Here is a 26,868-nt window from a genome sequence, read left to right on the forward strand (position 1 = left end):
TCCGACCATGGGTTATCTCAGGCTATGTGGATACGTAATCTCTGTGTGTTTCTCGGCACCGAATCCTTTCCCTGGAGCGCCGCCGAGCTCGATGAAAAACTCGCCGAGGCGCTGTGCCCCGACTGCGGCGATCAGGCCACGCGCGTCGACGGTTTCGTGCCGCCGATCAAGGGCGAACACGCCATGGTGCACGCGGTCGACGGGCTGGCCATCTGCGTGCATCAGGAGATCACCCGCGTGCTGCCCAACGCCGTACTGGCCGAGGAAGTCGACGACCGAGTCGAACGTATCGAAACCTCGGAAGGGCGCAAGGTCAGCCGCCGCGAGAAGGCCGATATCAAGGACGAGGCGCATTTCGAGCTGTTGCCGCGTGCGTTCACCCGCTCCAAGCGCACACCGTTGATCATCGATCTGCGTGCGCACCGCGTGTGGGTCGACGCGTCTTCGGAAAAACGCGCCGAGGACGTGGTCGCGCGGTTGCGCGAAGCGCTGGGTAGCCTGCCGGTGGCTCGTCCCGATGCCAAGTTGCGTCCGCCGGAAGAAATGTCGCGCTGGCTCGAGGACGTCAACGCGCTGCCCAACGGCTTCGAATGCGGCGATCGCTGCGTGTTCGAAACCACCGACGAGGTCAAATCGAGCGTGCGGGTGACCGCCATGGATCTGCAGCGCGAGGAAGTGCTCGCCCATCTCGCGGCCGGTATGCAGGTGGTCAAGCTCAACGTGGCCGTGGACGACGCCATCGAGTTCGATCTGGATGAAAACCTGGACCTCAAGCGTATCCGTGCGCTCGACCTGATTCAGGACGATCTGGATTCGCTTGACGCCGGCGATGCCGTGGCCGAGCTCACGGCCCGCGTCGCACTTCAGGGCGAGGCGCTGCGCGGCGTGCTCGACCGGCTCTACACGCATTTCGGCGTGGCCGGCGAGACCGATACCCAGGCGGCCTGAGCGGGGCCGGGCATGTCGTTCGACACGACGGCCGCTAACCGCAACGCCGGGCGTTTCGCCGATCGCGACGAGCTGTGGCTGTTCGGCTACGGCTCGTTGATCTACAAGGCCGGCTTCGACTATATCGAACGAAAGCCGGCCACGATCACGGGCTGGCAGCGGCGTTTCTGGCAGGGGTCGCACGATCACCGCGGCACGCCCGCCGCACCGGGCCGCGTGGCCACCCTCGTGGAAGCACCGGGGGCGGTGTGCGCCGGCATGGCCTATCGTATTACCCCGGCCGTGTTCGGACATCTCGATCATCGCGAGAAGAACGGCTATCTGCGGTTTTCCACCGCCATGACCTTCGCCGACGGCAGCCACGACGAAGGCCTGGTGTATATCGCTACGGCCGACAACGAAGCGTGGCTGGGCGATGCGCCCATTGACGCCATCGCCCGCCAGATCTCGGCGTCACACGGCCCGAGCGGGCCCAACCGCGACTACCTGCTCAACCTCGCCGAGGCGCTGCGCGCGCTCGATGCTGACGACGCCCACGTGTTCGCCATTGAGGCACGGCTGCGCGAGATCGAAGCCGAACACGGGGGCTAAGCCTTAAATCGAGGCGGAGTAGCTAAAGCAGTGTCAGCTAGCCGGCTCCGGCGCTAGAACTTTGCGCACGGCCTCTATGTCCCGCTCGGCAGCGCCTTCGCCTTTCAGCCACGAGAATATATCCACGAGGTCAACCGCGTGGCGCAGCGCGATTTCGCCCGCTTGCCGCAAAGCTTGTAAATCCCGCCAGTGAATATAGGCGGCTAGTCGATCTTTGACCGACTGTGTCGGCGACAATATCTGTATCGTCCCGTACGCTGTACGCAGTTGGTGCCATTCGCGCACGAGTTCTCTGCCAAGCGCTAGAGGGGCCGACGGGAACTCCACCAGATACTCCGTACCTTCGCGCTGGTACAGTCGACGTGAGGTCGTCGCTTCAAAACCCAGACGGCCCAATACAGCGCCGATTTCCTTGTTCGACGCGGCGGTTACGAAGTCCAGATCCTTCGATACGTAGATGCCGTCGGAGTAGATTTGTACGGCAGCACCACCCGAGAGTACGGCCTCGATCTCTTCGCGGGCGAGCGCTTCGGAGATGGTCGCAGCGAGCTGCGTGAGCTCGTCCAAATGTTTCACGCGATCGGTGTCAATGGTTTGGCGCGTGATCGCGGGCGTCGTCTCGGTATCTCGTAGACGCTGCGTTCACGCTCCGGCAAGAGGTCGTACGTTCGCGAAAGCAGATCACGCAAGGGGGCAACCAAAGCGTTGGACGGGTTCCACACATACAAACGCGTCCGCCCTGCGGGCCTTGCCTTGATCAGGCCCGAGTCTTCGAATTTCGCGAGCTGCTTGGTGACCTGACTCGTGCTCAAGCCGCTGTAGCGAGCGATTTCGCTCGCATAGCCCGTTTCGAAACGATCCAGCCAAAGCAGCGTTTTTTCTGCCGCTACACTACCCAGAATGGATTCAATCATAGCGCTTTAAGTAGTCGTTATAAACTATATAGTAGTCCTTAAAGACTGCTTTTCGCTACTTTTGGATTGAGTCGTTATTGCTTGGACTGCCATTTGGTGCGTCATCACAAGCGGCGATCAACTCGACTCCGGGTTGCTTCGCTCAGTCGATTTCGGATAGCGCGATCTCGATCGCCTCGTCGACGTGGGATACATAGCGGATATCCAGCGCGCCGCGCACGTTTTCGGGGATATCCTCTTCGTCCTTGCGGTTGCGGTGCGGCAGCATCACGGTCTTGATGCCGGCCTGATGGGCAGCCAGCGTTTTCTCCTTCACGCCGCCGATGGGCAGAACCTGGCCGCGCAGGCTGATTTCGCCGGTCATGGCGACATCCGCACGTACCTTGCGGTCGGTGAGTAGCGATACGAGTGCGGTGTAGAGCGCCACGCCGGCGCTGGGCCCGTCCTTCTTGATCGCGCCGGCCGGCACGTGGATATGGATATCCGACTTGTCCAGGCGCTTCTGCTCGATGCCCAGATCCTTGGCGCGGGCCTTGACCAGGCTCAGCGCGGCCTGAGCGGATTCCTTCATCACGTCGCCGAGCTGGCCGGTGATCGTGAGCTTGCCGTTGCCCGGTGAACGTGAGGCTTCGACAAACAGGATATCGCCACCCGCGGGCGTCCAGGCCAGGCCGGTGGACACGCCGGCGATGCTGGTGCGCATGGCGATTTCGTTATCTACGCGCTTGGGCCCGAGGATATCGGCCAGATCCTCGGGCGTAATCGTGCCCGGGCCGGCTTTGCCTTCGGCGACCTGCACCGCGGCATGGCGCACGATGGCGCCGATCTCGCGGTCGAGATTACGCAGGCCGGCCTCGCGGGTGTAATCCGAGATGAGCGCTTCCAGCGTGTCGTCGCCGATCGTGCATTGCTCGGGCTTCAGGCCGGCCTGTTCCAGCTGGCGATCCACCAGATAGCGCTTGGCGATCTGCAGCTTCTCCTCACGGGTATAGCCGGGTACCTCGATGACTTCCATACGGTCGCGCAGCGGCCCGGGGATGGCATCGAGCACGTTCGCGGTAGCGATGAACATCACCTTCGACAAATCGAAGGGCACGCCGAGGTAGTGGTCGTTGAAGCTGTCGTTCTGCGACGGGTCGAGTACTTCCAGCAGCGCCGAAGCCGGGTCGCCGTGGGCCGAGGCGCCGAGCTTGTCCATCTCGTCGAGCATGAATACGGGATTGCGGGTGCCGGCCTTGCGCAGATGGTTGATGATGCTGCCCGGCATGGAGCCGACATAGGTCCGCCGATGCCCGCGGATTTCGGATTCGTCATGCACCCCGCCCAGCGAGGCACGTACGAATTCCCGGTTCATGGCACGCGCGATCGAACGCCCGAGCGAGGTTTTGCCCACGCCGGGCGGGCCGACTAAGCACAGAATGGGCGCCTTGCCTTCCGGGTTGAGCTTGTGCACCGCCAAGTGTTCGAGAATACGGCGTTTGATCTTGTCCAGGCCGTAGTGGTCCTCGTCGAGAATCTCGCGCGATTCGTCGATATCGATACGGTCGGTCGACAGCTTCGACCAGGGCAGCTCGGCCATCAGCTCGAGATAGGTGCGCACCATCGAATACTCGGCCGAGGCGTCCGACATGCGCGACAGCCGGCGCAGCTCGCGCTCGGTCTGCTCGGCGGCTTCTTCGGGCAGCTTCGCCTCGTCGAGGGATTCGCGCAGGCGCTCGACCTCCTCGGCCACGGTTTCGTCTTCGCCGAGTTCCCGCTGGATCGAGCGCATCTGTTCGCGCAGCATGGCCTTGCGTTGGTGCTCGCCCATGCGTTGCTGGGTCTGCTGGTTGATCTCGCGCGACAGGCGCATGACCTCCAGCCGGTAATCGAGGAACGACTGCACACGATCCAGGCGCGATTCCAGATCCACCGCATCCAGAATCTGCTGTTTTTCCTTGGCCTTGAGGCCCAGATAGCCCGCGACCGCATCGGCCAGCAGGGCCGCCGAGGTGATCGAGCGAATGGCATGGGCGAGTTCGCGCGACGGCTGGTCCATCAGTTCGATGGCTTCCAGCGCGCTGTTGCGCAGGTTGTCCATGCGCGCGTCGACGTGCTTGTCGCCTTCAGGGGCGGGCTCGTCGAGCCATGCCACCTTTGCGCTCAGCCGGCCTTCTTCGTCCTTGATGAACTCGCGCACGCGAAAGCGGGCAATGCCCTGACAGATCAGGTGGTGCTCGCCATCGCCGCTGGTGACATAGCGCATGATGTTGGCGCCGGTACCAATACGGTGCAGCCCGTTGCCGGGGGTATCGCCGTTGTCGCCGGAGTCGCTGTCGGCCGCCGCCAGGAGCAGGCCCACCGGCTGCTTGTTGCGGGTCGCATGCTGGGCGCTGGCAATCGCCCCCGGCTGGTCGATGACCACCGGCATGACCAGCTCCGGAAAGAGCACGGTTTCGCGCATCGGCAGGATCTGGATCACCTCCGGCTTGGGCGCCGGGCCGCTGTGGACCAGCGTATGGCTGATCTCGTCGGCGTGATGGCTGCGCGTTTCGTTCGGCTGGGTGCCTGCGTTGGTTTCGTCGTTCATAGCGTTATTGTTTGGGGCCAGATCTGCGAACGCCGTGCGCTTGCCACCCATCGGGTCGGCAAGGCATGCGCGGGTCGGTCGGGGCGGCCTATGGGCGCGAGCGCGCTGGCCGGTTCGCTCTGGCGTGAATCGTCATATCAACGAGCATGGGTACAGCCGCAGCGCGAGACAAGACCACGGGGCTATAGCCCGAACAGCCACACCAGCAACGGCACGAGCAGCGCGGTGAGCGCGCCGTTAAGCCCCATACCCAGACCGGAGTATGCACCGGCGCGTTCGCTGTGTTCGAAGGCGCGGGCGGTACCGATGCCGTGGGCAGCGACACCCATGGCGAAACCCTTGGCCACCGGGTCGTGCAGGCCCAGCAATCGCAGCAGCGGAATACCGATCACCGCGCCCGTAATGCCGGTCAGGATGACCAGCACGGCCGTGAGCGAGGGCAGGCCGCCGATCTGTTCGGCCACGCCCATGGCGATTGGCGTGGTCACGGATTTGGGCAGCATCGACAGCAGTGTCTGTGAATCCAGCCCCAGCGCCCAGCCGATGCACATGGCGCTGGCCACCGCGGTGAGCGAGCCGGCGGTCAGCGCAATGGTGATCGGCAGCCAGTAGCGGCGCAGCTCCGCGGCCTGTGCCGCCAGCGGTACCGCGAGCGCGACCGTGGCCGGGCCGAGCAGGAAATGAATGAACTGGGCGCCGTCGAAGTAATCCGCGTACGGCGTGCCGGTCGCCTTGAGCACGATTACCAGCACGATCACGCTCACGAGCACGGGGTTGAGCAGGGCAAAGCTGCCCAGGCGCCGATAAAGCTGCTGCGCCAGCCAGAACACGCACAGCGTGAGCGCGAGCCACAGCAGCGGTGTTTCCTCGATATAGACCCAGATCTGTGTCAGGCGATCCATATCAGTTGCGACCCCGGCTGGTGAGCGCGCGCAGCGTGAATGCGGTCACGACCACTGCGAGCGCCGTGCTGGCGACGAGCGTGACGGTGATCGCCAGCCATTCGTCGGCTACGCGGCCCAGATAGCTGATGATGCCGACACCGGCGGGCACGAACAGCAGGGCCAGATAGTTGAGCAGGCCACGGCTGGTATCGGCGAAAACCGACGGCGTGCGTCCGCGCAGAACCAGGGCCAGGAACAGCAGAATCATGCCCAGCACCGGGCCGGGCAGCGGCGCGCCGGTCAGCCGCACGATGATTTCGCCCGCGAGCTGAAACAGCAGCAGGGTGGCAAGGCTGCCAATCAAGACGCAGCCCTCTCAATGGGTGCCAGACTAATCGAGGAATACATCGGATGAAATGTGTATGCCGGTGATGGCATAGCCGTCCGCGACGCGATCCAACGCCAGCTGAATCTCTGCATCGCCCGCGGCGAAATGGGCGGGAATCAATACGACCGCACGGTTATAGCGACCCTCGCTCAAATTGACGCCGCGTTCGGTTCGTATCACCTGTATCGGTTCGTGCGACTCCAGCGCGCCGAGCGTGGCGAACTGGCGCAGGAGCTTGTCGCCTTTCGGCGTGGATAGTTGCTCGCGCAGCGTGGGGGTCAGCTCTTGCTCAAAGGACTGATATTGCCAGGTCGCGATCTCCGGCAGTACACGCTCGACGTAGGGGCTGATGTCCTGGCTCACGGCAGAGGTCTGCCAGAAGAGCCAGGCCATCAAACCCGCATACAAAACCACGAGCGCGATGAAGCAGACACCGAAACCGATCAGTATCTTTTTCAACATCGCGCGCGCCGCTCGCTAGTGCTTAGTCGAAATAGTTGAACGTCGTGCCCGATTCCAGGCTGCGTACCGATTCGTAAATCAGTCGAATGACGTTCTCGACGTCGTCGCGATGCACCATTTCCACCGTGGTGTGCATATAGCGCAACGCCAGCGCGATCAAGGCCGAGGGTACGCCCTGGTTGCTGTAGGCGAAGGCGTCGGTGTCGGTACCGGTCGCCGGCGCGCTGACCAGCCGCTGGAACGGAATCTCGTGTTTTTCGGCGGTGGCGATCAGATGCTCGCGTACGCGGTTCTGTACCGCCGGGGCATAGGTAATCACCGGGCCGGCGCCGATCTTGGCCACGCCGGTCTTCTTCTTTTCGATCATCGGCGTGGTGGTGTCATGGGTCACGTCGGTACAGATCGCCACGTTCGGCTTGATGCGCTCGGCGATCATGCCCGCGCCCTTGAGGCCGACTTCTTCCTGGACTGAGTTCACCACATACAGGCCGAAGTTCGGGCGCTCGCCGGACTCATGGATCAGGCGCGCGACCTCGGCCACCATGAAACCACCCATGCGGTTGTCGATGGCGCGGCAGACGAACTTGTCGCCATTGAGCACGAAGAACTCGTCCGGGTAGGTGATCACGCAGCCGACATGGATACCCATCTTCTCGACGTCTTCTTTCGAAGTCGCGCCCACGTCGACGAAGATATTGTCCTTCTTGGGCGTTTCTTCCTTCTGCGGGTCGCGCAGATGAATCGCCGGCCAGCCAAACACGCCGTCCACGATACCGTTCTTGGTATGGATGTTGACGCGCTTGGAGGTCGCGATTTGATGGTCCGAGCCGCCATTGCGCAGCACGTAGATCAGGCCATCGTCGGTGATGTAGTTCACATACCAGGAAATCTCGTCGGCATGCCCTTCGATGACCACCTTGTAATCGGCGTCCGGGTTGATCACCCCCACCGCGCTGCCATAGGCGTCGGTAATGAACTCGTCGACATACGGCGCGAGATAGTCCATCCACAGCTTCTGGCCCGGCGTTTCATAGCCGGTGGGTGCGGCGTTGTTCAGGTAGCGCTCGAGAAAATCCAGCGAATCCTCGGTAAGGATGGATTGTGTCTTGGCCATGGGAAATCCTTGTGCGCGTCGGCATCGAAAGTTGAGCCGGTGATTATCGGTTTCGTGCAGGTCGCCTTCAAGCTTTGTGCATGATTACGTTCAAGCCTCTATTACCCGAAGTTAAGCAATTGATTTAAAATGTCTATCTTTAAGCACTCAAGTGCTTGAGCAAATTGATGCGGCACCGGCGTGCCGGCGCCCGCAGATTGCCGTCGCCTACCATGCGCCGACGTGCACGCACTGGGCGGTACGTCGGCCCGAAACACGCTTGATAAAGGAAACTCAAGGATGAACAAACGGACCAGGGCGGTGGCCGCCGGCTTGTTGTGCGTGGCTGCCTGGTCGGCATCGGCGGCGGATCTGGAGCGCGGCATGGACGCCTACGAACATGGCGACTATGCGACGGCGCTGGCCGAGTTTCGGCCTTTGGCGGCACAGGGCGACGCCCGTGCCCAGGCCAAGTATGCCCGGATGATGGCACTCGGGCAGGGCATGCCGGTCGACTTGACGCAATCGCTGGCCTGGTACAAAAAATCGGCCGCCCAGGGCGACGCCGAGGGCCAGTACGGGTTGGCTTATTCCTACGCCCACGGCGAAGGCGTGGCGGCGGATATCGACCGCGCTGTCGCGCTGTTGCAAAAAGCCGATGCCCAGGGCTATCACCGTGCGACCCGTTTCCTGGGCGAAATCCGTGCCGGCGCGTTCGGTGAGCGTCATCAAGACCTGCCGCAGGCGCGTGCGCTGTTCGAACGTGCGGCCGACGCCGGCGACGAGGCCGCGAAGCTGAATCTCGGCCTGATGCTGATCAACGGCCAGGGCGGCGCAGCCGACCCCGAGCGTGCGATTCCGCTACTCGAGGCGCAGGCTGCCAGCTACCCGGAAGCGGCAGGCGCGCTCGGCCTTGCTTATGAGCACGGCACCGGCGTTTCCGCGGATATCGAGCAGGCCGCCCACTGGTATCGGGTCGCCGCCGACCAGGGCTACGCTCCGGCCCAGATCAACATCGGCAAGCTGTATCAGCTGGGCAAGGGTGTCGAGCGCAATGCGCAGCTCGCGGCGGACCATTACCGTAGCGCCGCCGACCAGGGATATACCACCGCCAACTACAACCTCGGCCAGCTGTATGCCGACGGCGATGGCGTGCAACGCGACGGCCAGATGGCGGTGCTCAACTATGCGATCGCTGCCATCGACGGTATGCCGCGTGCGCAACAGGCGCTCGACGAGGCGCTAGATACGATTGCCAGCCGCGCTGTCGGCCAGCAGACCGCCCTGCGCGAAGCACCCGATACGAATGCGCGGGTCGATGCCACGCTGGCCGCGGGCGACAAGGTATGGCCGGTACAGGCCGCCGCCGATGGCTGGGTGGCGGTGTATGCCGCGCCCGACGGCCCGCGGCTGGGCTATGTCGCGCGCGCGGATCTGGACTGACCCGGTCGGATCAGCAGGCGTAACAGCATGCGAGATGCCCCGTCGCCGGGCATCCGTGAGCCGGGTGGCGGCCGCGCTGGCGTTGGCGGGTCAGATCAATCCGGCCTGCGGCCATGCGCGGGTCGGTTTATACCGCCACCTGCTCGCAGGTCTGGGTGGCGTTGTCGGCGTGGGGCTGTGACAGCAGCGCCGTGGACCCCGCGCCGTTGCCTTTCGTCCACCATTCGATGGTCTCGCCAACGTAGCGCACGCCGCTGGCCGCAGGCACGACACGCAGCTGGTGGGTTTGCTCGTTGAAGCGCAGCAGCGCCACGGAATCGGTCGGATAGCTCGCCTTGATCTGCAGCCCGTCTTCGCAGCGATACGACAGCAGCTTGACGCCACTGCCGGCCGAGTCGGCGGCGGCCGAAGTCGTGGAATCGCCGCTGGTGGCGCAGCCGGCGACGAGGAAGCTGGCGGCCGCCAGCGTGCCGAGTAGGGTGAGCGAACGCGGAATAGAAAACATGACGGGCTCCATCAATTGACTGTAATAGCGTCGCATATTTGTCGCGATGAGCGCCGCTTACCGACACATGTCGGCGACGTTTACCGCCATAATCAGCTCGCAGACATCGTCCCCGGCGGCTATGTCGGGGTGGCGTCAAGCGACGAGCTGGCGGCGCCGAACCCGCCGCGAAGCCAGACCGGCCGGCGTGTTCGCGTCGTCGGCAACGCTGGAGTTCAGCGGTGCTTTATCTATCAGCAAGGCCGGGGTGCTTTGAGGAGTTTGCGATGAAACGTGCGCCAAAAATCGGAATCGGTATCGCCGGCGGTCTCGTCGTTCTGCTTTTGATGGTCGTTCTGTTCGTCGTGTTATTCGACTTCAATTATCTCAAGCCCACCGTGAACGAACGGGTGTCGGCCGCGCTGGGGCGCGATTTCGCCATCAATGGCGATCTCGGCCTCGACTGGGACCGGCCCGAAGACGAGCATGGCCTGGCAGCCTGGATCCCCTGGCCGCACCTGCATGCCGAAGACATAACCCTGGCGAACGCCGACGGTTTCGAGGGCGACACGATGGCAGAAATTGCGCGCGTCGATGCCTGGCTTGCGCCGCTGGGGCTGTTTGGCAAGCGCGTGTCGCTGCCGCGCATCGCCTTCAAGGGCGCCGATGCCACGCTCATACGCCAGGCCGACGGGCGGGATAACTGGACCTTCGATCTCGGCGGTGATTCCGCCGCCGACGCAGGCGATACCGCAGGCAGCGGCTGGACAGTGAACGTCGACGAAATCGCCTTCGACAAGGGCCAGGTCCGCTACCGCGACGCCACCCTCGATGCCGATATCCGCCTCGCCGTGGAACCCCTCGGGGCGGCGATACCGTTCGCCCAGGTCACCGGCGACGACAGCGCGGTCAAGGCCGACGCGGACGCGGTACGCGACTACGTATTCGGCTGGAGCATCGACGGGCGTTATCGCGGCGCGCCGCTATCCGGCAAAGGCAAAATCGGCGGCGTGCTCGCGCTCAAGAGCGAAACCACGCCTTTTCCCGTCCAGGCCGATGTGAGTTCGGGCAGTACGCGCGTGCAGATCGCCGGCACGATCAGCCAGCCGCTTAATTTCGGCGGCGCCGACCTGGACGTCGCTTTTTCCGGGGCCAGCCTGGACAACCTCTACCGGCTGACCGGGGTGACGCTGCCGCCCACGCCGGCGTATTCAACGCGTGGCCATCTGACCGCCGAGATCGATCACGAGAAGGGCTCCACGTTTGCCTATCGCAACTTCGCCGGCCAGATCGGCGATAGCGACATTGCCGGCGATCTGACCTTCGACCAGAAGGGCGAGCGCCCGAAGCTCACGGGCGAGCTCGTCTCCAAGCAGCTGTTGTTCGCCGATCTTGCCCCGTTGATCGGGGCCGATTCGAACGAGCACAAGGCAGAGCGCGGCGAATCCACTCGTCAGCCGGCAGACAAGGTCCTGCCGGTCGAGGAATTCGATACCGACAGCTGGGCCGCCATGGATGCGGACGTCAAGTTCACCGCCCAACGCATCCAGCACGGCGACACGCTGCCGCTCAACGATCTGTATACGCATCTGGTGCTCAACAACGGCGAGATCCTGCTCGATCCGCTGCGCTTTGGCGTGGCCAAGGGCGAACTCAATACCACCCTGCGACTGGAAGGCAACAAATCGCCGCTGGCCGCCCGTGCCGATCTGCATGCCCGCCGTCTGCAGCTGGATGAGATCGTGCCGGCGGTGGAGGCGTTGGATGGCAGTCTGGGCGAAATCAACGCCGATGCCAGCTTCACCGGCACCGGCAATTCGGTAGCGGCCTTGCTCGGCGGTGCCGACGGGCGGCTGACGGTGCTCATCGATCGCGGCGCGATCAGCCGCAACCTCATGGAGCTGGCCGGCTTGAACGTGGGCAACTACGTGGTCGGCAAGCTGTTCGGTGACGAACTGGTCAAGATCAACTGTGCGGCCGCGGATATTCCCATCAAGGAAGGTCTGGCCACGCCCAACGTGTTCGTGTTCGATACGGAGAACGCCATCGTCAACATCACCGGCGATATCGACTTCGGGCCCGAGTCGCTGGATTTGACCATCACCCCCAAGAGCAAGGGCCCGCGGCTGTTTACGCTGCGCTCGCCGTTGTACGTGCGCGGCAGTTTTGCTGATCCGTCGCCCGGGGTGAAGGCCGGTCCGCTGCTGGCACGCGGTGCCGCGGCCGTCGCCCTGGGCGTGGCCGCAACGCCCGCGGCATCGCTGCTGGCCCTGGTTTCGCCGACCGGCGGCGAGGAGAACCAGTGCGGGCCGGTGATCGAGCGTATTCGCGATGCCGGCGAGGACGATGGCGGCCAGTGACCGCGGCCTCAGCGCGGCCGGCGCATGCGAAAACGTGTCTCGGCGCCGATGGTGAAATAGTCTGCCGGGCCGCCGGCGCGCAGTATCGGCTCGCCGGCGGCGGTGTCGTATACGCCGTCGACGAGCAGCCGCCGTTCGATATGCACGCCCACCACTTCGCCGAGCACCAGCCAGGTATCGGTTTGGGCGCCGTCGGCGCCGGTCAGGCGCAGAACCTGGCTGAGCCGGCATTCGAACGACACCGGCGTTTCGGCAACGCGGGGCACGTCGATCACGCGTGACGGCGCCGGCGTGAGCCCGGCCAGCTCGAATTCGTCCACCTCCGGGTCAACCGCCGCACAGCTTTGGTTCATCGGCTCGGCCAGCGACTCGGTCGCCAGGTTCCAGCCGAACTCGCCGGTCTCCTGAATATTGGCCACGCTGTCCTTGTAGCCCACGCTGGCAAAGCCGATGATCGGCGGCGTGTAGTTGAAGGCGTTGAAGAAGCTGTAGGGCGCGAGGTTGAGCACGCCGTTCGCGCTCCTGGACGAAATCCAGCCGATCGGCCGCGGCGCGACCAGCGCGTTAAACGGGTCGTGCGGCAGGCCGTGGCCGTTACGGGGTTCGTAGAAGTGAAACGGGTCGTGATCGCTCATGGATTTTCCTTGGCGCGGGCGTAGCAGGCGATGCTAACCCGTAGGGCTGCGTGTGCAAGACAGCCGTCTGCTCAATCGCGCGCCAACAGGCGATCGACGATATGCGCGGCGATCGGCAGCGCCGAGGTGGCAGCCGGCGAGGGCGCATTGCCGACATGCAGGGTGCGCGGCGTATCGACGAACTGAAAATCGCCGATGAGGGTGCCATCACGGGCGACCGCCTGGGCACGCACGCCGGCCGGGTGGGCTTCGAGATCGTCGAGTTCAAGCTGCGGACAGTAGCGTTGTATTCGTGCCAGATAGGCGCGTTTGGATAACGAGTTTCGCAGCTCGTGCAGGCCGGGGCGGACATGGCGCGCGAGCATGCGTCGTACGCCGGCAAAGGCGAGCATTTCGGCGGTGTCGCGCATGCTGAAGTCGCGGGCGCGATAGCCTTCGCGGGCGGTGGCGAGCACGGCATTCGGCCCGACGGTGATCGAGCCATCGATCATGGGCGTGAGGTGCACGCCCAGAAACGGCATGGCCGGGTCGGGCACCGGATAGATCAGATGCCGCACCAGGTCATGGCGGCTCTCGCGCAGGCGGTAATACTCGCCGCGAAACGGGCAGATGACAAAACCCGGCTCGATATCGAGCATGCGTATCAGTCGATCGGCCATCAGTCCGCCGCAGGCGACCAGTTGGCGCGCGTGCAGCGTGTCGCCATCAGTCTCGACCACGACCTCGCTGGCATATTCCCGCAGATTGCATACGCTGGCGTTGCAGCGGATCTCGCCACCGCCGGCTTCGATATCGGCGGCCATGGCATGGCAGAGCGCACGATAGTCGACAATGCCGCTGCTGGGCACATGGATGGCGGCCACGCCGCGAACCGCCGGCTCGCGTTCGGCCAGTTCATCCGCGTCGAGCCAGTGGCGCTCGATGCCGTTGGTGCCCATACGATCGAACAGGGTCTCGAGGCCCGCGCACTCTTCCGGCGCTGTGGCCACCAGCAGCTTGCCGGGCGTGTCGAAGGGGATGGCGTGCGCCGCGCAGAACGCTTTCGTCGCCGTATTGCCGGCGATACAGAAACGGGCCTTGAGCGAATTCGGCGCGTAATAGACCCCCGCGTGGATCACGCCCGAATTGTGACCGGTCTGATGGACGCCCAGCTCGGGCTCCTTTTCCAGCACCACCAGCCGTTGCCCGGGCTCGCGGCGCAGCAGTTCGCGGGCGGTCGCCAGGCCCACGATACCGCCGCCGATGACGATACGATCGTACATGCGGCGATTGCAGCAGATCGGGGTCGCCCACGCCACTCGCGAACGCCCGGCCCGGATGCCGGGCCTGTCGCGCCATGCCGGGTGCATCGTATGATCGCCGGTCTCGAACCGAAGAGCGAAAGCCATGGATGACTGGGTAGAACGCGCGATGGCGCGCATGCCGAACGTACCTGCACTGTTCGGCTGGCTGGGGCTGAACCGCCGAGGCGAATGGCTGATTCAGGGCGAGGTGATCCGCCACCGACGGATCGTGGACACCATCGCGCGCAACTACGGCGTGGACGAATACGGGCGCTGGTTTTTTCAGAATGGCCCGCAGCGCGGCTACATCACGCTGGAATACGCGCCGCTGATCGCGCGCGTGCAGGCCGACGACCGGCTCGTTACCCATACCGGTCAGCCGATCGACAAGGCGCGCGGCCTGTATCTGGACGAAGACAGTAACGCCGTGCTCGATAGCGACGCCGGCGCGGTGCTTATCCAGGGCGCGGATCTGGCCTGGGTGCTGGAACACCTGCGTGCCAGCGGTAGCGACGCCGAGGTGGAAGAGGCGGCGCTTGCCGAGGCGCTGGAAGCCGCACCGGGTCGCCCCACGGGTCTGGAGCTCGTCTTTGCCGGTGAACGCCTGCCGGTTCATCGCTGCGACCGGGCCGACATGCCCACGACCCTGGGGTTCGTGGCCGAGCCGGCGCCGCGCGACGGCGAAAACAGCAACTAGAGCCTTTCTCAGGCGACGACGAGCGATCATGAATCAAGCGATCAACGCGTTCGACAAACCCACAAGCCAACGACTGCACGTGGTCGAGGCCTGAGCATGGCCTGGTACTACTGGCAAGACCTGACCGGCCCCGAGCTGGACGCGCTGGCCGACGACGCCGCTCTGGCCGTACTGCCGGTCGCCGCGATCGAGCAACACGGCCCGCACCTGCCGCTGGCCACCGACGTCACCATTGGCGAAGGTCTGCTGAGCGCGGCGCTCGAACGCCTGCCCGACAACAGTGCGCCGGTGTTTGTGCTGCCCACGCTGGCCATCGGCGCGAGCCTGGAACATACGAACTATGCGGGCACGCTCAGCGTCGCGCCGGAAACCGCGATCACCACGATCGAATCGATCGGCGCGGCGCTGGCCCGTGCAGGGGTACGGCGGCTGCTGTTGTTCAACAGCCACGGCGGCAACAAGGCGGTGCTCGATCTGGCCGCGCTCAAGCTGCGCGCCGCCCGCGACATACTGGTGGTCAAGGCCAACTATTTCCGGTTTGCGGCACCGGCGAACAGCCTGGCAGCGCATGAGATGGCCCATGGCCTGCACGGCGGGGCGCTGGAAACCTCGCTCATGCTGCATTTCGCGCCAGAGGCCGTACGCCGGGCGCATATCGCCGACTTCAAGCCGATTGGCGCGCGTCGGGCCGAGGCGGGAGCCACACTCCTACCGGAAGGCGATGCCGGCTTTGCCTGGATGGCCGAGGATCTACATCCGGCCGGCGTGGCCGGCGATGCGCGTCTGGCCAGCGCCGAGCACGGCGCCGCGTTGGCCGCACAATTTGGCGCGCGCCTGGTCGAGATCATGGCCGAAACGCTGGCCTTTGATCTGAAAACGATCGGCCACCGCGCGTAGTACGCGCCCGGCGTCCGACGAACGGCACAAGGCGGGCTGTCCGCGAACGAACGCGATTACAGGCCGATAGGACAACAGGCCGGTTGTTTTCGATCAGGGATCAGCGATCGGCGGCTTCTGCGTCTTCCGGCGTGGCGCCCAGCACCTGGTCCAGCCAATGGCCGGCGCGGGTGGCCTTGGCGGTGAGGTAACGCCGGTTCTGATGGGTGACCCGGCCGTAGACGCCGCTGCGCTGGACGACTTCGACGCCGCCACGGCTCATGGCCTCGATCTTGGTCGGGTTGTTGGTCAGCAGCTCGATACGCCGGATTTCCAACTGTGCCAGCATTTCCAGCGCCACGTTGTAGCTGCGCTCGTCGTCGCCGAACCCCAGAACATGGTCGGCATCGACCGTATCCAGCCCTTCGTCCTGCAGGCTGTAGGCGCGCAGCTTGTTGGCCAGCCCGATGCCGCGGCCTTCCTGGGCCAGATAGAGCAACACGCCGCCGCCGTGGTCGGCGATCTTGGCTACGCTCGAGCGCAGCTGCTCGCCGCAGTCACAACGCAGGCTGCCGAACAGATCGCCGGTCAGGCAGGCCGAATGCAGGCGTACCGGCACGGCGTCCGCCCATTGTTCCGGATCGCCGATGACGATGGCCAGATGCTCGCGCATGCCGTCGGCTTCGCGAAACAGCACGAAGCGCGAGCGCGGTGCGTCGTCCAGTGGGACGTCGGCGGCGCTGATGCGCTTGAGAAAATAGGGCGCGTTGTTTTCGTAGTCGGCCACGGCGTCGGTATCGATGGCCAGCAGGCTGCCGTCCTTAATCCGGGCCTCGATCGCGGCGAGGCGCTCGTCGGTGACCGGAGCGGTGATTGCGGCCGGAATGAGCAGACCTCGGCGCATGAGGGATAGCCCGGCGACATCGCCGTCGCAGGCGTTCGCTATCTCGTCGGCTGCGGGCTGGGATTTCGGATGCCGTGCGCAAGCCCAGTCAATGACCTGGGCCGCGCTGTCGTGCTCGCCAATCGGCAAGGCCATGCTTTCGTGCTCTGTATCGATGCCCAGCACTTCCAGACGGTGGCGGGTCACGATCAGGGAACAGGGGTTGCCCGCATGTTCGGCCAGGCGCTTGAGCGCATCGTCGCTCATGCCTTCCAGCGGGGCGACCAGGGTGGCCGGATGCGAGTTATCGGTCTGTGGGCTGCTGCTGCGGATGAGTACGGGCAAGCCGCGCCGCAAATCGAATATCGATCGTTCCACCTGTCGCATACTGTCTCTCAATCCGGTCCCTGTACGTAAAAATCAAGCCGCATGCGCCGGGCATGCGTGATCGTCGCTTCACAGGCGTTCGCATAGGGCGACGCAATATCCTAGAGTCTGTGGCCCGCGCGGTTTTCCGCGCCGCGTTGGACCAAGGATTGCGGCGAGCAAAAAATGCCTGTGATGGACGACGATTACGCCTGGCGGTTGATTCAGGATGCACGCAGCGAAGCGCGCGTCGCGCCGACCACGCTTGCCGATAGCAAGGCGCAACAGTGGCCCATCATAATAGATGAACGCCAGGCATGGCAGTTCGAGGGCGAGTGTTCGGCCTCGGCCGCTGCGCTGCTCGACGCGCTGCTGCCGGTCGCGCTGGGCGGGCCGCGCTTCGTGATCGCACAGCTCGGTCAGAGCCTGGATGGGCGAATCGCCACCGACAGCGGACACTCCCACTATGTCACCGGCCACGCCAGCCGTATTCATCTGCATCGACTGCGCGCGCTGGTGGACGCGGTGATCGTGGGTGCTGGCACCGTCGCCGCCGACGACCCGCAGCTGACGGTCCGACACGTGGACGGTACGAATCCGGTGCGCGTGGTGCTCGATCCCCGGGCGCGCCTGCACGCAGATCGCGGTCTTTTCGCCGATACCGAGACGCCTACGCTGCATGTCGTCGGCCCCGAGGCCGGGCCCAGCCCGGCCGGCGTAGAGCGCGTGGTGCTCGACTGCCCGGCGCAGGCGATGGACCCGGCCGCGGTGCTCGCCATGCTCGCCGAACGTGGCCTGACTCGCGTGCTCGTAGAGGGCGGCGGGGTGACGATCTCGCGCTTTCTCGACGCCGGCCTGCTGGACCGCCTGCATGTGGTGGTCGCCCCCATGCTCATCGGCTCGGGGCGCCCGGCGCTGTCGCTGGAACCGATCATGCGCCTCGACACCGCGCTGCGGCCGAGCTGCCGACATCAGGTCATGGGCGACGATATGTTTTTCGATCTGGATCTGCGCACGCCCGCATCGCCTGGCTAGAAACCTCGCAACGCGAATAACCGCCGTTTTATCCGCCGATTACGCCCGATGTACTGATTTGGCCGTGGTGGGCAATCGACCGCCTCGGCGAGTTGTCTTGGGTAGCACCGGCCGGTAAGGAAAGGTCCGCAGATCACGCAGATCAAAGAAAGCCATTTGCGGTTGTTCGTCGTCGCCTGGCGTACACGCCGCGCTTGTTCATCGCTGTGATCCGCGGTTGCTCTTCCGGACGAAGCCGTTGAATCCAGGCACGAGGCACCGCCACGACTTCTCTGGGGGCAAGGATTAGCCCGCCATCGGCATCGGCCTTATTTGCGAAGATCCGCTTTGGTTTGCGGACGGCCAGCATTCAGCCGACCATTGTTGGGCCAGGCGAGCACGAGCGCGCCAGGCAGGCTGGACACGAGCACCAGCACGCCGTAGCACAGCGACAGCGCGACGCCCTCGTGGGCGGGCAGACCGGCCAGTGACCAGACCAGCGCGGCCGCGCCCTCGCGCAGCCCCCATCCGGCGATTGAAAGCGGCAGCGCCATTACGAGAAGCACCGGCGGTATCAGCCAGACCAGCGTGCTGACCGGTGTGGCCAGATCGATGGCCTGGGCACAGAGCAGAAATACGCCGATATAGCTTGCGACTACGATCAGTGAACTGGCGAACTGCGCGGGCCAGACGTGGCGCGAGAGCAGGCTACGCCGCAGGTTTATTGCGAAGGCGTTGATTGCTGCAGCGACACGGGCATTACGCCAGGCCAGCGCGGCGCTCGCCGCGATCAGCAACGCAATCGTGACGGCCACGGCCATGCCCGACGGCGTGCTGATGGGGGCCGTCGAAAAGCGCGCTGCCATGCCCCGGGCAAGCAGCGGCGACTGCCAGAACGCCGCCACGGTAACGAGCACGAGCGACAGCTGGCCGGAAAAGCGCTCGATGAATACGGCATGCCAGGCGGCGACGGTGTCGGCATCGCCGCGCGCGTGGCGCCAGGCACGATTGGCGTCGCCGAGCACGCCGCCCGGCAGGATCTGATTCAAGAAGGTGGCAAGATAATATTCGCGAATCGCTGCACCCAGCGACAGGGTCAGCCCCATGCAGCCGGCCGTAAGTCGCCAGCGCCAGGCCGAGATCGCTACCTGCGGCACGGTGAGTGCGAGTGCGGCGGCAAGCCATGGGTAGCGCAGGTCGTGGAGTTGCCGCGTTACCGCGCCCGCGTCGATTTGCCAGAGTACCGCCGCAAGTACAATAAGCGTGGTCAGCGCACGCAGCCCGGTACTCCAAGCCGAACGGCTCATGGCCCGGGCGTGGCGAACAGATCCTGGTGGCCGACACGGATGACCAGCGCGTTCGCCCTGAGCGCGCTTGTACGTGCGCGCGCCCAGGCATCGATCCGGGCGCCGGCATCGGGCGCCTGTTCACGCGCGGCGCTGCGCCAGCCCTCGATCAACGCCGCGCCGAGCTCGGCGTCGCGGGCATCGATATGCCATGGGCTGGCGGCCAGACGTACATCGTAGCCCAGGGCTTCGAACGCCTGGCGCAGCACGGTGGGCGCGTCGGCGCCGAGGGCGGTGCCAAAGCTCTTGTCCCGGCGCTGATGGGCGGCCAGAAGATCAGTGACGAACTCATCGTCGGCGATCGCGGGCGTGAGGTCGATGCACCCGTCGATGCTCAGCACGAACAGGACCGCCGCCGAGCGGTCGGCACAGGCACGGGCGAGGCGCTCGATCCATTTGCGGGTGACCAGGTCGAACAATGCCGAGGCCGTGACTAGCTCGGCGCCGTCGAGGCCGGCTTCGAAACGGGCGTGATTGAGGTCCAGCGTATCGGTTTCGATGGTGATGGGCGCGCCGGCCGGGTCGACGAGCGTGGCCCCGTCGCGCTGTGCTGCGCCGAGCAAGGCGGGATCGTGATCGATAAGCCGCCAGTGTTGCGATCGCGCCAGCCGCGAGGCGAGATAACGCAGGTTGGACCCGCGCCCGGCGCCCAGGTCCACGATCCGGTGTTCGCTCGAAGCGCGCTGGGCCAGCCAGTGGGCAGCGGCTTCGGTGAGCGATTCGGCACGGGCTCGATGATCGACGGGCTCGCGCAAGCTCAGCCAGTCGGCTTCGAAGTGGCTGTGCGGGGTGGATTCGGTCATGACGCGAGCACCGCCGCGAATCGGCGCGCGACCGCGGGCCAATCGCGCTGACGTGCGCGCGCGCTGCGCGCGGCGGCCGCCGCGCAGCCCCGCTGTTCGGCGTCGTCGATGAGCGTGCGCAGCGCCTGTGCCAGCGCGTTCGCATCGCCCGGCGCCACCGACATGCCCGCGCCGGTGGGAAAGGTATCGGCCAGCGCGCCGCCGGTGGTGGTTACGATCGGCAGCCCGTGGGCCACGGCTTCGTCGATGACCATGCCATAGCCTTCGTAGTAGGAGGCGAGCACGAAGACATCGGCAGCGGCATAGTGCGCGTCTATTGACTCGCTATCCTGCGGGCCGTGCACGCGAATGCGCTCGGCAAGGCCGTGGTGCTCGATGGCTTCGCGCACGGCCCGGGCTTCGTTGGCGTCGCGCTGATCGTCGCCGACGAAATCGCAGCGCCAGTCGAGATCGGCGACCTGAGCCAGCGCCTCCACGAGCAGGCGATGGCCCTTGCGCGGGGTCAGGCTGGCCACGCATAGCAGACGACAGGGCCCTTGCGAGGCGGTTCGTGCCTGTATGGCCGGCCGCACACCGGGTTCGACGACCGTGATACGGCTTTCTTCGGCGAGGTTGAGGGCGACCAGCCGGCGCGCGGTGAACTGGCTGGTGACCACCACACGGGCCGCGCAGGCCAACGTGCGACGTTCGGCCTCAAGCAGGCGTTGCCGGGTATCGGCTGCCAGCCCGGTCTCGTCGCAGAGCGGATGGTGTACCAGCACCACGAGCGAGCGGTTGGCGGCATGCCGTTCGACCACCTCGGGCAGCCCGCCGGCGGCAAGGCCGTCGATAACGATCGACGTATTCGGCGCACAGGCCGCCAGCGCCCGGTCGAGGGCGCTTATCGCGGCGCTATCCGGAACCGGAAATACGCCGTCGAGTTCGATAACGTCGACGTCGATGCCGTCCGACCTGAGGCCCCCGACGATGGCGCGATCGTAGAAATAGCCGCCGGTGGGCTGGTCGATCGCGCCGGCCACCAGGAACGAAACCTGCCTCACACGTTGCCCTCGTAGCTCGCCCAGGCGATATGCGATTCCGCCAGGGTGACGCGCATGGCGGCAAGGGCGGTGGCCGTGCTGCCCAGCTCGCCGGCATGGATGGCGCTGCGCAGCCGATCGAATACGACCTTGGCCAGGAATTCGGTGGTGGTATTGCGGCCGTTGAATTCGTCGACGTCGTCGAGGTTGCGCATGTTCAGCTCCGCCAGGGTCCGCTTGAGGGCGTCGCTGGCGAGGCCGATATCGATGACCAGGTCGCTTTCGTCGAGTTCGGCGCGCATGAAGGATACGTCCACCACATAGGTCGCGCCGTGGGTGTGCTGGGCCGGGCCGAAGATTTCGCCGGTAAAACTATGGGCGATCATGAAATGATCGCGAACGGTCAGGCTGAACATATTCAGTCCTTATCTTGGTTGCTAGAGAAAACGCCCGGTCAGTCGTAGCGGATGCGCTGGCACAGGCTGTTATCGGCCGGCGATGCCAGACGATGCATGACCGACGGCAGATCGTCGAAGGCGGCGTCCTCGGCTTCAAAGAGGGCATCGAAGCGGGCATCGGCAAGCAGCGAGACGGCCAGCGCCAGACGCGAGCCGTGATCGCGCCGCGAACGCCGGCTGGGCGATACCGCCCCCACCTGGCTCGAACGCAGCGTCAGCCGCTGGGAATGAAATGCGCCGCCCAGACCCACGGTCACCGGCATAGCACCATACCAGCTCATTTCCAGCACCGTGGCTTCGAAGCCGGCCAGCGCAATCGCCGTGTCCAGGCCTGCACTGCTCGCACTGGCATGTACGACCACGTCGCGATCGCCAGTCGCTGCGTCGGGCCGTCGGAAGGCTACGCCGAGGGCCTGCGCCAGCGCGCCCTTGTCGGGGTCGATATCGACCAGTTCGATGGCGGTGCCGGGGATGCCGGCCGCAAGACCGGCAATCAGCGCGCCGATTACGCCTGCGCCGATCACGCTGACGCGGTCGCCCACGCCGATGCCGGCGTCCCAGAGGGCGTTCACCGCGGTTTCCATATTCGCAGCGAGCACGGCGCGTGCTGCGGGCACGTCGGCAGGCAACGCTACGACCGCGTCGACGTCCACGACGTAGCGTGTCTGATGCGGATAAAGGCAGAACACCTCGCGGCCCAGCCAGTCTTCGGGGCCTTCTTCGACGACGCCGACGTTGGCATACCCATGCTTGACGGGGCCCGGCAGGCTGCCGGCCTGAAACGGTGCGCGCATGCGTTCGTATTCGCTTTCAGGCACCGCGCCGGAGAACACCAGTGTTTCGGTACCGCGGCTTACCGCCGAGTAACGGCTGCGTACAAGCAGCTGCCCGGGCGCGCGTTCGGGCAACGGCTGCCGGTGCAGCGCACAGGCGTTGGGCGGCTCCAGCCATAGGGCACGGGCAAAACGGTCGGTCATGCGTATGTCATACAATTGCAACGAAAAGAGACAGGTTTACGTAAACTCGTCAACGCGGCGGGTGGGTTGCGCCAGCCCCGCGAAAGGCCTACCGGCGCCCCTGTGCGCTGCCCACGAGTAAGAACCCAAGTGCGAAATGTAACCCGCATCACGCCTTTGCAGCGACCAGCGACTTTTCCGCGGGTCCCCGGAAGCCCGCGCGTGGCCGGGCCCCACGTGCGCGAGCACGGCCGCATGCTGTCTTCGCAGGGCGACGATACGCGCGCCGCGGTAATCGAGTTGCTGTTCGGTTTCACCGCGCTTGGCGTGGTCATGGAGGTGTTGCTTTACGCGCTGGCAGGCCCGGCGGCGCTTCGCTTGACCGTAGCTGGACTTTATCTGGCCCTGGCGGCGCTGCTCTATGTCCGCCGCTCGGCCTGGCCACGGCCGTTCGGCTGGGCCAATCGGATTACGCTGCTACGCGGCGCGATCGTCATGCTTCTCGCCGGTGCCGGCCTGTTCCCCACGTTCTTGAGCGAACACGTTCATGTATTTGTCGCCATGGCGATAGGCTGTTTGCTGCTGGACGGGGTAGACGGCTGGGTGGCGCGCCGCACCGGCAGCAGCGGTGCCTTCGGCGCCCGTTTCGATATGGAGCTCGATGCGTTCTTCCTGCTGGTCTTGTCGCTCGTGGTGGTTGCCCTGGGCAAGGCCGGGCCCTGGGTGCTGGCGATTGGGCTGGCGCGCTATATTTTCATAGCGGCGCAGATGCTGTTCCCGGCGCTCAAACGGCCGTTGCCGCCTTCTGTGCTGCGCAAGATCGGCTGCGTATGGCCGGGCGCGACGCTCATGCTCTGTCTGTTGCCGGTGGTCACGCCGCCCGTGGCCCGCGTGGCGCTGCTAGTCGCGCTGGCGCTACTGTTGCTGTCGTTCGGGCGGGATATCCTTTGGCTGCTGCGCCGTGCGCATGCGCCCATCGCCGGCGCCGACTAGCCCTGATTCGAACGCCCAGGCCGACGAGCACGCAAGCGACCGCGGGCCGCCCGGGCTTGGCAACCCGCGCTGTCCCATGCGCCTTGCGGCGCGCAGCCGCCGGATAAGTTTTGTCTAACGCGTGGTCAGGCAGGCACAGGGCGCCAGATGCGCGACCTTGTGCGACGTGCTGCCGATCACCAGGCCGGTGAAATCGCTGAGTCCACGGCGGCCCATGATGATCAGATCGGCGTCGACGCGCTTGGCAGCGGCTACGATCTGCTGGGCCGGGTCTCCGCCGAGTATCTCGGTTTCGATTTTCTTGCATCCGGCGGCCTCGAGCAGGCCGCGCGCGGCCGCTACGACCGATTCGCCCGCGGCTTCCAGTTCGGCCCGGGAAGGCTGCAGGGTAATCGCCGCGCCGCCGAGCGCGAGCGTCTTTTCGTGCCCGGTATGTTGGGGAATATGCACCACGTGCACCGCAGCGTCGTAGCGCTGGCCCATATCGGCTGCGATATCGATGGCGCGTTTCGAGTGCTCGGAGCCGTCGACCGCGACGACGATGGCGTTGAACATCATCTTTCTCCTTGTGAAACCGGCTTGGCTCCAGAGTACACGCCCGAGCGTGCATGAAAAGCGTGTGCGCAATGGAAAGCGGGCATGTTTTATGATTGTGTAATATGCAGGTAAAGGATAGCTGTGTAATATTTATGCAGGCATGAGAACGCGGTCGGGCGTCGCGCATGCGTCGTCCGGCCAGGGCGGGGACATCATGAAGACACGGTTTTTCGACCGGTTGATCGCTCAAGGCACGCTCGTCGTGCACTTCCCGGATACAAACACGCGGATCATCGGCCAGGGGCCGCCTACAGCGCATATCCATCTGCGCGAACGCAAGGTACTGGCGCGGCTGCTCTCGGATCCGGAAATGGCTTTCGGCGAAGCCTATATGGACGGTGACTGGTGGCCGGGCGAGGGCGGCCTGCTGGCAGTTTTCGAGCTGTATTTCACGAACGCGGACAAGTTCGGTTCCAACCCCATCCTCGATCTGGCGCGCCATGCGCTGCGCGGGCTTCGCGAAGCCAATTCGCGGCTGCGCTCACGACGCAACGTCAGGCACCACTACGATATCGATCACGAACTGTTCGCACGCTTTCTCGATAGTGAGATGCACTATTCCTGTGCCTATTTCGAAAGCCCCGACATGGACCTGGAAGCAGCCCAGCAGGCCAAGTGTCGCCATATCGCGCGCAAGCTCTGTCTCGAGCCGGGCGATCGCGTGCTCGATATCGGCTGCGGCTGGGGCGGACTGGCGCGCTATCTTGCCCGGCATTACGACGTGACCGTCACCGGGCTGACGCTTTCCGACGACCAGTACGAATATGCGCAGGCGCGCGCCCAGCATGAAGGGCTGGCCGATCGCCTGCGTTTTCTCAAGCAGGACTATCGCGAACACCAGCGCCAGGAAAGCGATGGCTACGACGCCATCGTGAGCGTGGGTATGTTTGAACATGTCGGCCGGCCACAGTTTCAGATCTTTTTCGATCAGGTGCAGCGTTTGCTCAACCCCGGCGGGCGCAGCCTGATCCATACGATCGGGCGAAACGGCCCGCCGATCGAGGATACCCACGGCTGGATCGAGCGCTATATCTTCCCCGGCGGCTATGTGCCTTCGCTGTCAGAGGTTGTGCCCTGTATCGAGAAGACGGGCATGAGTCTGGCGGACGTCGAAGTGTGGCGGCTGCACTACGCGCGCACGCTGGATTGCTGGAATCAGCGCTTTCAACAGCATCGCGAGGCGTTTCGAGACCGCCTGGGCGAACGCTTCTGCCGGATGTGGGAGTTCTATCTGCTGGGCTGCCAGGCCATCTTTCGCTGGGGCGAGCTCGTGGTGTTCCATCTCCAGCTTGCCCAGCGCAATGATGTGGTGCCCGTGACCCGCGATTATCTCTACCGCGCTCGACTCGAGGCGCCGCGTCGAATTCAGGATACCGAGTTCGACCGCACCGGCTGAATGCTGCCCGAACGCAGGCGCGCGGCGATGGTGGTCGCCAGAAACAGCGTGGTACACAGTGCCAGCCCCCAGACGTTGATGCCGAGCGTCTGTGCATACGGGCCGCTGCCCAGCGACAGGGCGTCAGGAATCAGGTCGAGGCCGGCCAGGCGTTCGAGCGCCAGGGCAATTCCGATCACCACCCCCGGCCACAGGGCCACGTGAAACGACAGTCGACCGGCGCCGGGCAGCCAGGCCAGCAGAAAGATCGGCGCCAGACCCATGATGGCGGTGCCGCTGATGGTAGTCGCGGCGATCACGGCCGGGCCGACGCCTTTGATATACAGAGACAGCAGCGGCAGATTGCCCAATAGGGCTATGATCCACATCGCCCGGCGGCCGCGCTGCTGGTCCTTATGGGTGGGCACGGCACGGGCGACGCGCCAGTCGCGGGCGGTGAACTTCGCGGTGGAGGCGAAGGTGGAATCGAGCGTCGAGCCGGCGCTGGCCAGCATTACCGCGTTGAACAGCAGCATCATGCCCAGGCCCAGCGCCATGGGTACGGCCACGGCGACCGACGGCGTTGCCGGGATGTTTTCGGCCAGGGCATAAAGGCCGGCTACGCTAAAGCCGGCAATCAGCGCGCCGCCGAGCAGCGCGGCGAGTACGAAGCTGGCCACCATCTTGTGCGGCGGACTGACGAAGGCGCGGTCGGTAAGTACCGGATCGTGAAAGCCGTACGACAGCGTCTGCACGAGGGCCAGCACGGCAAAAGTAATACCGTGCATGCGCATCTCGGCGCCGACCAGCGGTGCTGCGGCGCCGGTGCCCGTGGCGCCGATCAGGCCCGGCGCCAATACCACGAGAGTAACGACCAGCAGCAGCGCAATCAGCACCATCTGGGCCGCGTCGGTCACGATCGAGGAACGCAGCCCGCCGCGGCGGGCGTAGTAGAGGGTCAGGCCGGTGAAAGCGATCACCGCCACCCAGTAGGGCGTGCTGCCTTCGCTGCCGAAATAGAGGGCGGCGACCTTGGTGTTCGACCAGATCTCGTTGAACAGGCGAATGCCGATCACGACCAGAAACAGCCGGGTCGCGGTCGCGCCGTACTTACGTTCGAGAAATGCGGCCAGCGAATTGTCGTGGCCGTAGCGGCGGATGAAGTAGACCGCAACGGCCACCACCACGAAGGCCAGCCAGTAGCTGGCATAGCCGATGCCGCCCCAGTAGCCGAAAGCGGCGGTCAGGTTCATGGCGTTGTCGACGCTCTTGGCCATCACCCAGGAGATGGCCGCCGACGCGCCGAGCAGCCACACGCCGGGGCTGCGCCCGCTCAGAGAATGCCCGCCAAAAAACCCCATCGGCCCGCTGGCACGCGGGGTAGCCCGAAGCACGATCAGGGCATAAGCCGCGAACACCAGCCATGGCGTG

Annotated in this window: 27 protein-coding genes; 9 read left to right on the forward strand and 18 right to left on the reverse strand. The window is 65.0% G+C overall.

The genetic code is table 11. The annotated features are described in order from the left end of the window. The first annotated feature begins 24 nt into the window (after window positions 1–24). Window positions 25–948 (forward strand): recombination-associated protein RdgC, encoded by a 924-nt coding sequence (locus C84B14_RS13305; RefSeq protein WP_353224802.1) that lies wholly within the window; start codon window positions 25–27, stop codon window positions 946–948. Between the two features lie 12 nt (window positions 949–960). After that, on the forward strand, window positions 961–1,539 hold the full coding sequence (locus C84B14_RS13310; RefSeq protein ID WP_353224804.1) for a gamma-glutamylcyclotransferase: 579 nt from the start codon (window positions 961–963) through the stop codon (window positions 1,537–1,539). A 33-nt stretch (window positions 1,540–1,572) separates the two neighbouring features. On the opposite strand, the gene C84B14_RS13315 is transcribed toward C84B14_RS13310, so the two are convergent. The 7 genes from C84B14_RS13315 to C84B14_RS13345 all read right to left on the reverse strand — a co-directional run bounded on the left by C84B14_RS13315 (window position 1,573) and on the right by C84B14_RS13345 (window position 7,870). Then, window positions 1,573–2,115 carry a hypothetical protein gene (locus C84B14_RS13315; protein ID WP_353224806.1) on the reverse strand — a complete coding sequence of 181 codons (543 nt, stop codon included), beginning with the start codon at window positions 2,113–2,115 and terminating at the stop codon, window positions 1,573–1,575. Further along, a complete protein-coding gene (locus C84B14_RS13320) occupies window positions 2,112–2,453 on the reverse strand; it encodes a winged helix-turn-helix domain-containing protein (RefSeq protein WP_353224808.1) in 342 nt (113 codons plus the stop codon). Before C84B14_RS13320 ends, C84B14_RS13315 begins: the two co-directional genes overlap by 4 nt. Window positions 2,454–2,595: 142 nt before the next feature. After that, a complete protein-coding gene (lon, locus tag C84B14_RS13325) occupies window positions 2,596–5,022 on the reverse strand; it encodes an endopeptidase La (RefSeq protein ID WP_353224809.1) in 2,427 nt (808 codons plus the stop codon). A gap of 182 nt (window positions 5,023–5,204) precedes the next feature. Further along, the gene (locus tag C84B14_RS13330) at window positions 5,205–5,924 is read right to left on the reverse strand and encodes an LrgB family protein (protein ID WP_348765969.1); all 720 of its coding nucleotides are present in this window, start codon (window positions 5,922–5,924) and stop codon (window positions 5,205–5,207) included. A 1-nt stretch (window position 5,925) separates the two neighbouring features. Further along, entirely contained in the window at window positions 5,926–6,270 is a 345-nt protein-coding gene (locus C84B14_RS13335) for a CidA/LrgA family protein (protein ID WP_348765970.1), read from the reverse strand. Between the two features lie 27 nt (window positions 6,271–6,297). Further along, complete coding sequence (locus C84B14_RS13340) at window positions 6,298–6,657, reverse strand: hypothetical protein (RefSeq protein WP_353224811.1); 360 nt, start codon at window positions 6,655–6,657, stop codon at window positions 6,298–6,300. A gap of 121 nt (window positions 6,658–6,778) precedes the next feature. Next, the gene (locus C84B14_RS13345) at window positions 6,779–7,870 is read right to left on the reverse strand and encodes a M42 family metallopeptidase (protein ID WP_348765972.1); all 1,092 of its coding nucleotides are present in this window, start codon (window positions 7,868–7,870) and stop codon (window positions 6,779–6,781) included. 279 nt (window positions 7,871–8,149) lie between these two features. Between C84B14_RS13345 and C84B14_RS13350 the strand changes: the two genes are divergently transcribed. Continuing rightward, window positions 8,150–9,292, forward strand: a complete 1,143-nt coding sequence (locus tag C84B14_RS13350; protein WP_353224813.1) for a tetratricopeptide repeat protein — start codon at window positions 8,150–8,152, stop codon at window positions 9,290–9,292. Between the two features lie 127 nt (window positions 9,293–9,419). Here C84B14_RS13350 and C84B14_RS13355 read toward each other — a convergent pair whose 3' ends face one another. Then, window positions 9,420–9,797 (reverse strand): MliC family protein, encoded by a 378-nt coding sequence (locus C84B14_RS13355; protein WP_353224816.1) that lies wholly within the window; start codon window positions 9,795–9,797, stop codon window positions 9,420–9,422. Window positions 9,798–10,063: 266 nt separating this feature from the next. Here C84B14_RS13355 and C84B14_RS13360 point away from each other — a divergent pair, with 266 nt between their 5' ends. Continuing rightward, window positions 10,064–12,136, forward strand: a complete 2,073-nt coding sequence (locus tag C84B14_RS13360) for an AsmA family protein (RefSeq protein WP_353224818.1) — start codon at window positions 10,064–10,066, stop codon at window positions 12,134–12,136. A gap of 8 nt (window positions 12,137–12,144) precedes the next feature. On the opposite strand, the gene C84B14_RS13365 is transcribed toward C84B14_RS13360, so the two are convergent. Both C84B14_RS13365 and lhgD read right to left on the reverse strand, forming a co-directional pair. Next, window positions 12,145–12,771: a flavin reductase family protein gene (locus tag C84B14_RS13365; RefSeq protein ID WP_353224820.1), complete on the reverse strand. Its 627-nt coding sequence runs from the start codon at window positions 12,769–12,771 to the stop codon at window positions 12,145–12,147. Window positions 12,772–12,842: 71 nt separating this feature from the next. Beyond that, window positions 12,843–14,033 carry an L-2-hydroxyglutarate dehydrogenase gene (gene lhgD / locus C84B14_RS13370; protein WP_353224822.1) on the reverse strand — a complete coding sequence of 397 codons (1,191 nt, stop codon included), beginning with the start codon at window positions 14,031–14,033 and terminating at the stop codon, window positions 12,843–12,845. Between the two features lie 124 nt (window positions 14,034–14,157). Between lhgD and C84B14_RS13375 the strand changes: the two genes are divergently transcribed. Together C84B14_RS13375 and C84B14_RS13380 are read left to right on the forward strand one after the other, a co-directional pair. Further along, window positions 14,158–14,751 (forward strand): DUF2946 family protein, encoded by a 594-nt coding sequence (locus C84B14_RS13375; RefSeq protein WP_353224823.1) that lies wholly within the window; start codon window positions 14,158–14,160, stop codon window positions 14,749–14,751. A 96-nt stretch (window positions 14,752–14,847) separates the two neighbouring features. Continuing rightward, window positions 14,848–15,648 (forward strand): creatininase family protein, encoded by an 801-nt coding sequence (locus tag C84B14_RS13380; protein WP_353224825.1) that lies wholly within the window; start codon window positions 14,848–14,850, stop codon window positions 15,646–15,648. 100 nt (window positions 15,649–15,748) lie between these two features. On the opposite strand, the gene ribA is transcribed toward C84B14_RS13380, so the two are convergent. After that, window positions 15,749–16,897: a GTP cyclohydrolase II RibA gene (ribA, locus tag C84B14_RS13385; protein ID WP_348765980.1), complete on the reverse strand. Its 1,149-nt coding sequence runs from the start codon at window positions 16,895–16,897 to the stop codon at window positions 15,749–15,751. Window positions 16,898–17,071: 174 nt separating this feature from the next. On the opposite strand from ribA, the gene C84B14_RS13390 reads away from it, so the two are divergent. Continuing rightward, complete coding sequence (locus C84B14_RS13390; protein ID WP_353224827.1) at window positions 17,072–17,911, forward strand: RibD family protein; 840 nt, start codon at window positions 17,072–17,074, stop codon at window positions 17,909–17,911. Window positions 17,912–18,219: 308 nt separating this feature from the next. Here the strand turns inward: C84B14_RS13390 and C84B14_RS13395 are convergent, their stop codons facing one another. The 5 genes from C84B14_RS13395 to C84B14_RS13415 are packed head-to-tail and all read right to left on the reverse strand — an operon-like array spanning window position 18,220 to window position 22,493. Continuing rightward, complete coding sequence (locus tag C84B14_RS13395; protein ID WP_353224829.1) at window positions 18,220–19,197, reverse strand: lysylphosphatidylglycerol synthase transmembrane domain-containing protein; 978 nt, start codon at window positions 19,195–19,197, stop codon at window positions 18,220–18,222. Then, a complete protein-coding gene (locus C84B14_RS13400) occupies window positions 19,194–20,039 on the reverse strand; it encodes a class I SAM-dependent methyltransferase (RefSeq protein ID WP_353224830.1) in 846 nt (281 codons plus the stop codon). The genes C84B14_RS13395 and C84B14_RS13400 overlap by 4 nt, the downstream gene beginning before the upstream one ends. After that, window positions 20,036–21,079, reverse strand: coding sequence for a glycosyltransferase family 4 protein (locus tag C84B14_RS13405; protein WP_353224832.1), 1,044 nt, complete (start codon window positions 21,077–21,079; stop codon window positions 20,036–20,038). The genes C84B14_RS13400 and C84B14_RS13405 overlap by 4 nt, the downstream gene beginning before the upstream one ends. Beyond that, window positions 21,076–21,474, reverse strand: coding sequence for a 6-pyruvoyl trahydropterin synthase family protein (locus C84B14_RS13410; protein ID WP_348765985.1), 399 nt, complete (start codon window positions 21,472–21,474; stop codon window positions 21,076–21,078). The genes C84B14_RS13405 and C84B14_RS13410 overlap by 4 nt, the downstream gene beginning before the upstream one ends. A gap of 38 nt (window positions 21,475–21,512) precedes the next feature. Next, window positions 21,513–22,493: a zinc-dependent alcohol dehydrogenase gene (locus C84B14_RS13415; RefSeq protein WP_353224834.1), complete on the reverse strand. Its 981-nt coding sequence runs from the start codon at window positions 22,491–22,493 to the stop codon at window positions 21,513–21,515. A 201-nt stretch (window positions 22,494–22,694) separates the two neighbouring features. Between C84B14_RS13415 and C84B14_RS13420 the strand changes: the two genes are divergently transcribed. Continuing rightward, window positions 22,695–23,465 carry a CDP-alcohol phosphatidyltransferase family protein gene (locus C84B14_RS13420; protein ID WP_353224836.1) on the forward strand — a complete coding sequence of 257 codons (771 nt, stop codon included), beginning with the start codon at window positions 22,695–22,697 and terminating at the stop codon, window positions 23,463–23,465. Between the two features lie 114 nt (window positions 23,466–23,579). On the opposite strand, the gene C84B14_RS13425 is transcribed toward C84B14_RS13420, so the two are convergent. Continuing rightward, entirely contained in the window at window positions 23,580–24,020 is a 441-nt protein-coding gene (locus C84B14_RS13425; protein ID WP_353224838.1) for a universal stress protein, read from the reverse strand. A gap of 196 nt (window positions 24,021–24,216) precedes the next feature. On the opposite strand from C84B14_RS13425, the gene C84B14_RS13430 reads away from it, so the two are divergent. Next, window positions 24,217–25,458 (forward strand): class I SAM-dependent methyltransferase, encoded by a 1,242-nt coding sequence (locus tag C84B14_RS13430; RefSeq protein ID WP_353224839.1) that lies wholly within the window; start codon window positions 24,217–24,219, stop codon window positions 25,456–25,458. Here the strand turns inward: C84B14_RS13430 and C84B14_RS13435 are convergent. Further along, the gene (locus C84B14_RS13435) at window positions 25,428–26,855 is read right to left on the reverse strand and encodes a Na+/proline symporter (protein WP_353224841.1); all 1,428 of its coding nucleotides are present in this window, start codon (window positions 26,853–26,855) and stop codon (window positions 25,428–25,430) included. The genes C84B14_RS13430 and C84B14_RS13435 overlap by 31 nt on opposite strands. Window positions 26,856–26,868: the final 13 nt, after the last annotated feature.

The organism is Salinisphaera sp. C84B14 (assembly GCF_040361435.1).
Classification (GTDB): Bacteria; Pseudomonadota; Gammaproteobacteria; order Nevskiales; family Salinisphaeraceae; genus Salinisphaera.